This window comes from Phaeodactylibacter sp. (assembly GCF_022763345.1).
Taxonomy (GTDB): Bacteria; Bacteroidota; Bacteroidia; order Chitinophagales; family Saprospiraceae; genus Phaeodactylibacter.
In genome coordinates, this window is record NZ_JALEGS010000024.1 from 80,685 (window position 1) to 94,426 (window position 13,742).

The 13,742-nt window shown below is 48.5% G+C and carries 3 protein-coding genes; all 3 read right to left on the bottom strand.

Annotated elements, in window-relative coordinates:
• Positions 1 to 30: 30 nt before the first annotated feature.
• The 3 genes from MRY86_RS06920 to MRY86_RS06930 all read right to left on the bottom strand — a co-directional run bounded on the left by MRY86_RS06920 (position 31) and on the right by MRY86_RS06930 (position 13,625).
• Positions 31 to 11,571 carry a PKD domain-containing protein gene (locus MRY86_RS06920; RefSeq protein WP_293571133.1) on the bottom strand — a complete coding sequence of 3,847 codons (11,541 nt, stop codon included), beginning with the start codon at positions 11,569 to 11,571 and terminating at the stop codon, positions 31 to 33.
• A 101-nt stretch (positions 11,572 to 11,672) separates the two neighbouring features.
• On the bottom strand, positions 11,673 to 12,776 hold the full coding sequence (locus MRY86_RS06925; RefSeq protein WP_293565528.1) for a tail fiber protein: 1,104 nt from the start codon (positions 12,774 to 12,776) through the stop codon (positions 11,673 to 11,675).
• An 87-nt stretch (positions 12,777 to 12,863) separates the two neighbouring features.
• The gene (locus MRY86_RS06930) at positions 12,864 to 13,625 is read right to left on the bottom strand and encodes a helix-turn-helix transcriptional regulator (RefSeq protein WP_293565529.1); all 762 of its coding nucleotides are present in this window, start codon (positions 13,623 to 13,625) and stop codon (positions 12,864 to 12,866) included.
• Positions 13,626 to 13,742 lie beyond the last annotated feature (117 nt).

The window sequence follows — 13,742 nt, forward strand, 5'->3', positions numbered from 1 at the left end:
TCACCCCCTATCTCTTTCATTCTCTTTGCTTTAGGGCCTTGGTGTCTGTTTGACAACAGGCAATGCCAAGCTTTGCCCCTGACTGCTTTCCAACCGGATCAGATACGTTCCATCCGCCAGATCAGGCAGCAGGCGGATCGTTTGCTCACCAGCCTGCCAGACCTCCTGCCGCCTTTCCAGGACTTGCCCGGAGATGGATAGCAGTTCAAGCGTGTACTGACCGCTGTAGGGTAGGTTGAGCTGTATATCGATTTGCTGCCCAAATGGATTGGGCGTGGCCTGCAAGCGTAATTCGCCCTCTGGCAGTTCGAGTACCTGCGTGGCCGCATTTACCCACAGGTCATAAAGCCCCTGGCCTGTACAGCCTGCAAGGTCGGTACGGGAAAGAATGGCCTGGTAATGCCCCGGCAGGTCATACTGATACTGCGGGCTAACCAGGCTGCTGCTCTGCCCGTCCCCAAAGTCCCAGGCGAAAGCACCTGTGGCTTCTGCGGGGCTAAACTGTACTTCCGTTTCCGTAGTCACTTCTACGGCAGGCTCTACCGTAAAACTTGCATCGGGTTGGTAGACCTGCACGGTAGCTTCCAGTGGCTCAGACTCACAGCCCCGGTACAACGTTTTAGCGTAAGCGGTATAAGCAGCCTGAATGCCCTCTATCATCAACGCGGGAGTTTCCTGCAATACTGATCCATCGGCTGTTTCCCAGCGTACAGATGCCTCCTGATTCGGAGCCTGCGCGTAGAGCACGACATCCGTACCCCGGCAGACCGGATTGTCGGCTGACCATTCCACTTGCGGAGCTGGAATTTCTACCTCAAGATTTTCAAGGGTCACGGTATCCGTGAAGAACAAGCCATTTGCACCGGTAATGGTTACGGTATAATCACCGGCGGTCAGGCCTTCCAGGGAAGCCGTTTGCGCGCCGGTATTCCACTCGTAGCTATAAGGTGGCTGCAGGCCACTGACCATGGTGATGCCCAGCGTACCATTGGCATCTGCGGCACAGTAAGTGCTGCTTTGGGCATAGGCAGCGCTCATGGACTGCGCTTCGAAAACGAAGGGTTCTACAAAACTACCTTCGATGCCGTTGGGCTGGAAAGAAAGCTGCTGTGCGGCCAGATGAACCCGGTCCGTGCTGGCATCGTACATGAGGAATTCGACTGTTTCGCCAGCCTGCGCGCCGTAGACAAACAGCGGTGCCCGGTAAGCATTCAGCGCTGATACAAAACTCACCGGCGCAACGCCCCGGCATTCGCCATTGACATAGGCAGCCACCCGGTCTCCTTCGTCCAGACTCATTTCTCCGCCAAACTGTAAGGTAGAGGTGATCACCATACTCGCAGGGTATGCTGAAGGGTCGACACTCCATGTTGACGGATCAGCAGGAGTAAAGACCGAAGGATTATAGCCAAAGCCATCGCTCACAGGCTCAGGGCTTAAAGGCACTTCGTAGCCATTATAAAGCATGGTTGCAGCGGGGTTGCCCACTAAAACCTGGTAAGCAAAGTTGGGCCTCATGACCTCCATGCCCGGTGCAAATAGCCACTGCGTCAGCGTTTCGTTATACTCCGCGATCATATTAGGTGGAAGGTTGAGAGCAGCAGGGTCTTGTGGAACCGTCTGCATACGGTCTCCATCCTCTACATTTAATAAGGTGAATGCATCGTTTATGCCTACCGTATCCTGAAGCGGATAACCAATCAGGTTCCAGCCCTGTTCCAGCAATATTGGCCCGAAAGTTGCATCACGCCCAGTCACCCGGATGGTATCGTCGAGGTTACCCAGAAACAGGATATAGCCTTCTTCCACATCAATACTATCAAGGCCGTTGGTACTAATCCAGCCTACACCTTCAACGTAGCCTGCTGAGGTCTCTTCCGTTTTTATGATATCTCCGTCTTGCAAAAACTTCAGCTCCCGGAGCTGTTCGCCAACCGTCATATCCGTTTCCTGACTATTGAAAGAGAGCCAGGTCAGGCCTCCGCCCCCGTCGCCTTCTCCATTCACCGGGATATAGCGGGCCCGGTCGCGGTCGCGGTTCACAAATAGCAACTCAGGGTCACTGAAAGATCCAATCAGCATGGTCTCATCGAAGAACAGGCTGTCGATTGGATAGGCATTGTACTCTTCCCCGGGATCAGCGTCCCACGCCCGGAATTCGAGCGGCTTACCGATATCTTCCGGGTTGCCGTACACCAGCATAAAGGCCGCATACTGACCGGTTTGAGTACTCGCGATTCGGGCCACCCCACGGATTTCATTGCCAATCCAGGCACTGACGATGTCCATAGTATCGCGGGAAGGATTGTTCCCAGGAGGTTGCGTATACTGATAGTTCACGACCACCTGCATAGAATTGGAATACTGCGAGGGATCTACTTCCCAATAAGGCGGACGAGCCAGTACATTGACTTTGATTCGGATATTGTCAACTCCGGCGTTGGCCAGATTAGAGTTCGAAACAACACTCAGCACAACCGTGGTATCCCCTACCGGCAGCAAGCTGCCATCAATATTAAATCGAACAGGCGTCCCATCAGACGTAGAGATAATACCGTTAGGAGGAGTAGCCTGTAGCCATGGAAGCCCCACAAGTTCAGGAATAGAAAAGCCAATGGTCGCTCCTGCCCCTTGATTGGTATTGAATAAGACCGTACTAAGAATCCCCTCGCTATCCTGATAAATCGTGGTTTCCAGGAAGGTGTCCTGCACGAGAATATCTCTCGCGACTACCCGGAAATCCCATTTAAAGGTATCTCTGGCGGGTACCGTATTACCATTTGCATCAAGGGTTTCCTGGACAACTCCTTGCGCATCTCTCAATAGCGGGAACGGATTTCCAAATTCGTCAACCAACCCGGAAACCTTAATGGTCAGCAACTGATCATCGAAGGGCTCCAGCGTCTCAAATAATGAGGAGGGTGCAAGAGGCAGGAATACTAACTTGTTCTCAGCCGGGTCACACCCGAAAGTACCGGGTACGGTGTCCTGCGTCAGTTCATTGACAACAAGGAAGGAGGCTTCATCCAGTGTGGCACAGTCCAGTTCCCGGTTGACCTTGATACTGATCTCATCGCCGGTCTGCCAGACCAAATCGGAAGGTTCAAACAACGCAAAAGCTTCGCCCGTCTGCCGGCGGATTTGCCCGCGGATGATGTTGGATTGGACTACGCCATCTGTGCCACAGGCAGCCACAGCCCTAACTTCATAGATACCATCCGGATATTTCTGGTATAATTCCGTAATATCCCAGCTAAAGAAGAATCGTGGCGACTCACCCGGACCAAAGTTTTCCATATCGTACTGTATCAGGGAATCCTGATTGACGATATAGCGCGGGTCAAGTTCTGTAAACGGTATAATCTCCCAACCTGAGCCATCACCAATACGCCGGTATTCCAGGTAGATTTCATCCAGATTCGGATTTTCGGAGTCATAATCGCCCACTTCCACTACGATCGCCTCCCGACTATCGGCCTGGAAGGGGTTACGGCGGGTAATGAGCCAGTCGTTGCCTGGTGAGGCTATACTGATATCGCTACAGGGCGTATCGAAGAAAGCACTGATGGTGACCGTATCCCGCTCACCGAGCAGGAAGAGGTCGCCATCGGTACAGCTCGGCCTTAGGACTACGTAAATACTGTCAAACTGATAGTTATTCAGGGAGCGGGTCAGCGTGAGTGGTAATATGACCGGTTGATTGGCGTTGATGAAGGTCAGGGTTTGACCAGATTGATTACCACCACCAATAATTCCACCGTTTAATCGGAGCGCGGCTCCATTTTCATTGCTTTCGCCTTCGTGGTAAACGAAGAAGTCCCGTTGTTCACCAAAGGGGTTAAGATTGGTTAGTTGTACATAGAAGGTAGCGGGCTGATCGGGGTTGAGGGCCCGAAGCTCCTGGAAATCGAATGTAGACTGCGTCTCCGGGTCGTAAAGGGAAATATCGAAGCGGTCGCGTTGAATAGCGCCAACTTCCGGCGGGCAGCTGGAACGGCCGCCGAGGAGTTGGAAGTAGGGGGTATGGCCGGGATCACGCGCCTGAATAGCAGTTATACTAAATTGGTCGCCGGGATCATCATCTGAAAACGTATAGGATATTGTAGATTCCGTTTCACTACTGCTGTAGAAGTCTTTACCCCATTCAAACTCCAGATCGATGCCCAGTCCTAGTTTATTTTCTACATCAACACTTTTCACTACAAGACCGAATCCGACATTAGCTTCAGTCCCCAATATGTTACCAATGCTGAGGGATAACGTAAAAAACCCTCTTTGAGCGAACTTGCTGCTTGTAGTCTGAGAAATGGATTTACTTTTCTCTATGTCTACCCCGGCAGAGAAGGTCGTATTTTCCACCTCAGGGATAAAAGACGCAGCAGGTGCTTGTTCAATTCTGGTAAGCACCTCGTCAGTATTCAAATAGAGAGAGTCTAGGAGATAATCTACTGCCCGCACGGCGTTTTCGTATTTGGCGGCCAAATCCGTAGTAAATATAACCTCTCTGATATCCGATGACAAAATAAAGCTATCCTGTGCATTGTATGACCCTATCGCCGGATCAGCACAAAATACTCTACGCGCTTCATCAGCTCTAGTTACTCTGTCATTGTAATCACTAGGAGCCTCAGCATTAGAGAACTCTACTTCCTGCCCAAAAACGCCCAGTCCCTGCTTGTATTCGTCTTCTAAATTATAGAACTGCACTTCAGACCAGAGCTGATTGGCATCATATTCTTCGGCACAGAACTGATAGAACGGTACTGATTCTACACGATGGTATTCCAGGATACGCTCCCAATTGAGCGCCTCGGTAATCAGCCTTTCAACAGCTTCAGCCGCAGGTAGTACATTACCGCCTACCTGAATCTCCAGGCTGCCAGCCCTTACCGAATCTGCCTGTGATCTTCTTTCATTAGCGATTTGTTTGATCTGGCCTACTGTATAGTTCCAGTCTGTCTTTATTTCATTGGGAGAAATATTAAAGCTCTGTACCTTAACAAGGCTACATGTTTCTTCGTCAAACCGGATTTCGTCTATCAGACCATACTGGATAGCTACGCCGATCCCCACCATTACATCGGCATCAGGTCCTACAAAATCCGATGTGGAAGAAGTAGAAATCGTTTGTTTGGCAGTAAACTCTAGCTCGAAAGTGTTTTCCTCATTCGTACCCCGGCCAACCCGCTGCTCTATATCCAGGTAGGCCCCTACACCAAATAGGGCGAGCGTAAGATCAGTTTCTACTCCTGCACCACCACGGAAAGAGAACACATCTGTCAGCGACTTAGTGAAGGTCTGTCCTTCTTCTATTGAACTAAAGCTGCCGTCCCCGGGTGGATCACGAAGAATATAAATTGGCATTTTTACCTGCCCCTCCTCATCCTCAACATCCACAATAATATCGCTACCTGGTAGAGGAGCAGCTCCTCGAACCACCACGGGAATGGTCCGTTGTGCTAACAAATCTCCTATATCCGAGAAGTACTGTAAATTGATCCCCTTTCGGAAAGGGGACACAAGGTTAGGAGCGCCTCCAACAAAACTATGCTGCTCGAAGTCTCCCGTTTCAGGCAGATAAAACAATGTGTCACGGCTATTTTCCTTAGCAGCAGCATTATTTATAATAATGTACCCTTCTGTTACATCACAGAGAACGCCCTGATGTATCTCTGTTACATCAAACCGTATAGTATATGAGCTGTTCTGGTCCAGTAAACGGGGAAGGTCAGGATTACAGCTAGGGCGCGTACCAAACTCAGATGCCAATGAAATAGTAGCTGGCTTGTGGTATACCAGCGTTCTCTCTAGTACCGTATCCGCTGCCTGCTGTACGAGGTTGCCATCCTGAAATTGAGTTTTTTCAATATGGAACGCCTCTAGTGCCAGTCCGGCAGGGCGATACTCCAAGTAGTTAACAATCAAATTATTTTCCAGAGAAAGTGGAGCGGCCCCTACTACCCGGGCTACTAACCCGTCAAGTGCGGGAAGTTGCATAGCCACCTTTCCGTTTAATCCTGTTTGTTCAATTCTCTTGAAACATCCATCCCTGGTACTAACTTCTATATCGAAACGGCCATTAGATGAGGCGGCAAACCCGCATACGTTTCTAAGGTTGATTTCTACATCGTAGGTCAGCACGTCCTGGAAGTTGACCTCCGTAAATTGAGGCACTGGCGACATACTGATTTGGCGGACCGGGTTTTCAAAGCGGTGAAGTATCGCAGCCTGCTCTGGCATTCCTTCGTTTCTCAGAAATATACTGTCAACTGTGACTTCAATTCGCGCCAGCCCCTCCAGGTATGGATTGAGTATCAATCCGTAATTGCCCTCCAAGTCGGTAGTTGTGGTTTCTTCTACCACCCCACCGGTTGACAATATATGGCGGGCCCTTACCGTAATGCTGTCAATGCTACAGTCTGTACCAGCGTAGGATACTCGACCGGCTACAGCATAGGCTGTTTTGTCGAAGAAAAAGATATTAGAACGTGTAGCGTTCTGGGGCGATAGCGTAAAGGTTTGGACTGGCTCCACAAAGCTATGATCCATAAAAGCGGCACTTAGACTGTAGTTGACCGGTTCTTCACCCACGTATATACCAGGAATGACAAACTGACCATTTTCATCAGAGGATGCTTCATAAGTAAATTGTTCGCCATCCACAATACCCTGAACGATGAGCTGAGCTCCCTGCACAGGCGCATTCCCTTGAAGTGTCAGGACTTCTCCTTCCAGCTGCCCATTACCTCTTGTAAAACCAATATCCGATAATCCGGAATCTTCATCTCCGTTGACCACTGCTGATACAATGTATACATACTCCCGACCAGGAACACCGTCGCTGTCGTTGTAAAAACGGTCATCGGCACCTAATGTAGCGATCCGTTCATCGTCCCGATAGACTAAAAAGTTGTCTATTTCCGCAATGTCTCCATTGTATTCCCAGGAAATACGGGTCCGGTTTGCAAAGGTGCCTTTGGTTGCTATTACCTCTGATAGATCCGTATTATCGCGAGTGTTAGCTACTCTTCCATTAATATTCCGCGGAATTGAATAATAGGTTGCCCCCTCTATATTTCGGTATGAACGGATAACATACTGCATATTTGTATTCGGCAAGTTCGGGAAAGGAAAGAAAACGTCCCGGTAAGACCGTTTACCGGGATTAAACACAAAGAAGGTATCCTGGAAGCTGTTAAATGTGCGTTCAATACGGAACCCATCTACATTTACGTTCAGATCCTGTGCCCAGTCAAGGTCTACCCAGTTAGGCCGGTCTGTAGTAGCAAAAAACGCATCAACCGGAGGAGGTGGCGGATAAACGGCTAAGCCGCTAAGTCCGGGGGCAGATTCAAAAAGAATACCGCCCCGCCGGTCAGTCGCCACGACCTCATAGCTATAAGCACCGTCTTTTACGCCACTCTTATCGCTAAAGGTGAAGGATTGGACAGTACCATCGTGGGTATAGGGTATACTGCCCAATTCGGTACGGTTACCTCCTATACTCCGGTACACAACAAATTGACTAACGCCCTGGGCGCGATAGTTAAAGCTAATTTCGGTTAGCCCCAAATTGGTATTTGGCATTGCCAAAACGGCAGATGGAGATAAAAGAGGTGGATATTCTATTTCGGCTTCTGAGGGACGGGACTGGAATAACATATCCTCCCGGCTTAGAAGTGCAACGATACTATACGTTGGCTCAGAAAATGGTATTCCGTCGTAGTCCCAGTAATTTCTCTCATTAGCGGGTACATCAGCCAGAGGAACACCATTTCTGAACACCCTAAAAGCGCTAACAGCATCGCCATTGTAAGACCAGTCCAGGCGTACCGCATTTGAATCGGGTACAGCAACTGCGGTGAATGGAGCCGGGCGGGCTACAGTAGGGAATACGACTTCGAGCGATCGGAAATCAGAATTGGAGACTCCGGTATTATTGACCCGTACAGCCCGTACTTCGTATATATATGTTTGGTCAGGTTTTCCCTGCGTATCAACATACCAAAGGGAGTCGCCACGACTTACTGAGGCAATAGGCAAACCATTACGGCGTATTTCGTAATAAGAAACTTTATCATTAAAGTGACTCCACTGTAATGTTATGCTATTGTCTAAGTAATTTAAGTTAGGCAAGGCAGATAAGCACTCTACCGCTGGTAGCTTTGGATATTCAAGGTTTCGAAAGACGGTCCTCTTATCAGCCTCTGGTATACGGCTCCCATCTTCCAGGACATAGGGCCCCACCAAGTAGGGATATGTTGTGGAATTCACACCAAGCGTATCTACAAAAAACTGTCTTCCTCCACTGTTTATCGCCGCTATTTCGGACAAGCCACGGTCCAAGACGCCCCCTGTTGCCTGTCCCTCAGTAAATGACCACGACGCTACCACGGCTTGTTCCTCCTCAAAAGGATGCAACTGAAAAGCGGTTACAATAGCAATGCTGTCCTCATAGGGTAAGGGGGGGGACACTGCTGGCAAAAAGTCATCCCGAAACAAAACGGTACGCACTGAGGCGTTTAAACCCGACTGGCTATTGGCGACAAGTTCATGCCCCGCCCCAATATCATCTACGATGATTTCCCAATCGCCACTGCCTACCAATTCATGCAAGCGAATAAATCGGAAATAACCGGAGCTATCAGTAGTAGTGCCTTGTAGAAAAGCATTTGTAGAAACATCCACTAGGCTGACACTAACACCATTTCGATCAGTAGTGTACCGCTTGGCTAATAATTGTCCTTGCAAGAAATCAGTCCCACGTCTTATACCACTTGCCGCTACGACCGGAGAAGTGTTTCCCTCGTACTCAGCTGTTAGGGTATACAAATGTTTTTGCCCCGGAGTGGCTTCGTAATCATAGTAATTACGGGCAGTGAAAGGAAGCGTATCCAATAGCACCCCGTCTCTGTAAACCGAAAAGGTGGCAAAGATGAAGTCCGGGAACTCCCATTTAAGCCCCACATGCATAGGAATATCCCTGGAAGCAGTAAAGTACTCAATGGAATCTAATGGAGCACCTGTCTGCGGAGGGATTGACGCTGTCTGGACAGCGATATCACTGGTATACACCACCTCGTCGACGGTACGGTATGCTGTGAGTTCAATATTGATATTGGTTAGACCACCCGCGACGTTAGGGGTCAAAAACGCGTTACGCTCAAATGGACGCAAGGTATCAAAAGGGACACCATTTGCACTAAGCACATAGCCGTCAAAATTACTGTACTGTTGTATATATGCAGCGTCTACATCAACGCGCAATACGCCGGGTGCGGGCTGGGTTACAGCACTAATAGCCGGCATTGCTACGGCAGGATAAGTCCCTGCTACCGTAGCTGCTGCACCAACGTAAGTCGTATCCGGTACATAAAGGAAAGGAGAAACGCTGTAGGTATAATTGATGCCTGCCCCACCTTGATAGTCCCGGTAAACATAACTCTGCCCCTTCTTGAGTACCCGTTTTACAGGTAAACCATTACGACTGACAATGAAGCCGGAAAGGTTATCGTAGTTCTCCGCAGTTGCGGGAAGCGACCAGCTTAGCTGGACAGCGTTTGATTCCGGTAATGGATTAACGATGAGTGATTGGGCTAATGGTAAGCCAGGTATCAAAAGTGGTCCAGAGTCAACAGGGTTAGATTCAAGAATATCATTAGATTCTGCTGCTTTCCTAAACGCAGTTAATTCATAGGTAAAAGTCTGACCAGGATTCGCATAGTAGTCATAGTAAATCCGGCTGGTGGTATCGAGTATAGCAATTAATTCATTATCTCTATACAGCCGAAACCCGTCAAAATTTTCCGAGTCATGATCCCAGCTCAGCGCCATGACATTATCACTGTTCGCATCAATTCCAACTTGTCCAATCAAATTGTAGGGCGGCTCGACTACTGGCATGGTGTCGAATAGCATTTTACTGCCAGAAACCAGCGAGTCTCCCTTAAAACCGTAGGCTACCACCCGGTATTGATAGATATAACCTGCACTTCCATCTTCATCCATCAGGGTAAACGGTTGTGGTTGTTGATCATCCGTGAAGTCAATCAACTGGCTTTCACGAAATAACTGGAAGTGTATGGTATCTCTTAAATTGCCCGAGGTTTGATAAGCCCATTCGAAGGAAAGTTCGTCTATTCCAGCCATAGCAACGACAGTATCTATAACTATGCTGCCTTCAAGACTATTGGGGTAGGTCTCACCGGAGGTGAAATTGAGTAACCTGCTTATTGGTTCTTCATTGCTCAATGTATCTCTTAGCCCCCGATTTGAAAAAGTAAACTGCCCCATGTTCCTGGCATTGACATCAAAAACGCCCCTTCTGCCAAAAAACACCTGATCAAAAGCATAAAAGCCTCTGTAATCCGTATATACCGTATCCCTCAGGGTGTCAGCTTCTATTCGGACAGAATAAGTCACCGGAATATTGGCGATACCCACTGAAAGAGGAGTACGAACAAAGCCGGAAATCCGACCGATAGCATCTAAATCGATCGTGACTACGTCACGCCCTCTCGTCTGCCCCTCTTCATTCAGTAAATCAAGCTGATAAGAGCTTGGCATTCCGAAGGTAGGCGTTTGATCCGTGTAAGCGGTGACGGTACTGTCCAAAGTCGCGATAACGATTCCATCCCGCCGGACATTCAGCGCACTCGCAAAGGGACTGACATCATTCCAGGAGAGGTTGATAATACTATTGTTTTCGACCATAGCGCCAAGGCCGATATCAAATGTACTACCGTTTGTACATACCTGCTCGGGTAGTGTTTTATCCAGTTGATCGTTGAAAGTAACCAGACAATATTCATAAACCTGGCCGTTGACCAGATTGTCTGGGTTTCCAGTTACGTAGGCGTCAACAAAAGTGAATGAAGTATCTACGGTTTCTGTGCCCGGAATAGCCTCTACCAATACACTATCAGTGCCGGTTTTACGAAATACCAATACACTGCTCGTTAACTGAGAGTTATTAGTCCAACTGAGCGTTACCTCTCCGGGAGAAGCCCCTGTCGATGCAGTTAGGTTAGTCGGAGCCTGAAACGGTATAGTTGAACCCGAAGTAGAAATACTAGTACAAGCCATTGCGCCGCTACCCCGGATAAACAAATTCAGGGTATAATCGACAGTGCTGTCTGGACCTATGAAGTGGCGATAGCTATCGGTGAGCAGGCCATCGGCGTTATATACTATAGTGGAATAGATGCGCTCCCCCTCGGCCAGCAACTCTAAGAGCACCCCATCGGGATAGGGCATACAGCGGTTATTGACGTTCTTGAAGCATTCTTCCAGCAGTTCCCAGGATATAATGATGTAGGCATCCGAAGTGTCCGTGGCGGTAAGGAGGCTCTGCCGGTTGAGGATGGGGAAATCCGGCTGCTGTACCCCCGGCTGGGCGGTGCCGCCACAGGCATCGAGGGTCGTGTAAAACACTTGTCCCAATGTTCCGCTAAAACTTCCCCCCGCACCCGTTGCTTCCGTATGAGCTGCGTGGATGCCGTTTTGTGCGGACAAGGCAGTAACCGAGAATGCCAATAATAGACATAAATAAATATATTTGAAATAACGCATGGCGTCATGAGTTTAGGTCGTCTGAAAAATAGAAAACGACAGAAGTTGCTCAAATTCTAACTGAAGCTAATTCCCTAGTGCCGGTGAACTTCTGAATACCACTATTCGGCTTTGATAATGTAATTAATGGTCAGATAAGGTTGCAGATTGTTATGGGGCATACCTTCCCCTACAGAAGAAGTCGTAAAGCTATGGGTGTGGTCTCCTTCTAGGTCTGTTTCAACATTGAGCACACCTGCATCTCCACCTCCTGAATCAATTTCATCAGTTGAGCCTCCTGCACCATCCCCCATCTTGACACTTACGTAGAAAGGAGGGTCTAATGCAGGATTTAGATTAGTAACTACATCATGTCCATGTTCTCCATCAGGATCTGTTGTACCATTGTGATTATGGCTGGGAATTTCGCTTAAATCCAGGGTATGCGTCCGTTCACCTCCGAATTCCCCGAGGTTATCAAATTCAACCTGATTGACATTGTAGCCAACCGGGACTCGCCCTTGAAGGTTGGGCACCCTGAAACGGCCTGGCTCAGCGCCATAAGTTGTGTTGATCAAATTAAATAAAGCCGGGTATTCGTTGACATCATAGGAAGTGCCGTCACAAAGCAGCCACCCGCTTGGAACACTTCCGGCATTACCAGCATAAGGGAGTATAGTACCTAGCGGTACGGTTAGGCTTGCTGCTCCTGAGGCAGCAAGTGTACTTGCCTCATCTGCTACAGCGGCTGACGCTGCCCGACCTGCATTTTTAGCATAAAGCGCATAAGGGACGCTAAGCAGTTGCGTGGTTCCTGTAATGGTATAATTCGTTCCTCCCATCGGGTCTATCGCCTGTTCAATGAAAAAAGGCCCCATCTCCCAATTTATAGCGGACAAGCTACCATTTACATTCGTTCCTGTTCCTATTTCAATGCTAAAGAGACCAGCATCGTTAGTTACCGGAGTGTGCGTTTCGCGGAACAGGTTTGAACCGGAGGTTGATCCCTGCAGGATGGTAATTTGAACGCCAAGGGTAGTATTGGTAATTGGGTTGTTGCTCAGGTCCCGTACCACCCCCTGATAGCTAAAACGATCAGGTGCCTGAGCAGTACTGGTTTGGACCAGGGAAAAAAATGCAATCATGCTGAGCAGAAACCCTTTAAAAAGGAAAGTAGGCTGAGGAACCAGTGCTTTGCACCAGTCAATGGGGTTTAGGTAATTCATGAGTTATGATTATTTATGATTTGCTAGGCCAAATTACAATAGCTTCTTTCACGAAGGTCGCACGAATCATTCAATAATTCGTACAAATCATGCAGAAGCCGTATTGTTTTTTCGGAATTGCCCGGGAGTCATTCCATAAAATTGCTTGAAAGTCCTGGCAAGGTAGGTTGAACTCGAAAAACCACAGGTGTAGGCAATCTCCGTAATATTCAGCTCACTTCTGGTTAGCAATATTGCGGCCTGCTGCGACCGGTACGCTGCAATAAGCCGGTTTGGAGATAGATTGTAAACCTCCCGAACCTTCCGGTATAGCGTGGAGTGGCTTAGTTTCATATTCTGTGATAAATCCTGAATACCGAATGAAGGCTGTTCTTTAAACAGATAGCCCAGGGCGGCTAACAGTTCTTTCTTAAAATCCGCATCCTGCTCTTTTTCGGCTCCTTGTTTTGACACCCAGGACAATACGTTTTCAATAGCTATAATCAACTCTGTTTCTTCCGGTGAGTGGCCAACTAAACTGATAACCCCTCCTGCCCTGGCTAGTACCCGCTCATCTGCATCAGCCTCCAATTCATATCCAATAATTGGCGTTTGCGACCCTGTCTGTGATTTTACTTTTTTCAAATAGTCCAGAGCTGCCCGCCCCACCAAAACGATAACATCATGCTTTACACTTTGACGCGGCATACCTGAGATAGCCAACTCCCAGATTGTTATTTCGAAAAAATCTGGCATATGCGCTTCTACCTGCTCCAGCTTTGACTGGTCTGCCCCTGCCAGCAGTATTTTAAACTTGGTCTTCTTTGATCGGCTATTGAATGCCTCCTTTATGTTGTCTACGTTTTTCATATGCTTTGCTTTATACAGAGCAAGAGCAAGTAGTGGATTGAGCCGTAGATTTTTGACCATTAAAGACCACGCACCAGAACAAGCTTAAGCGTGGAAATACTATCAAATAATTCGGTC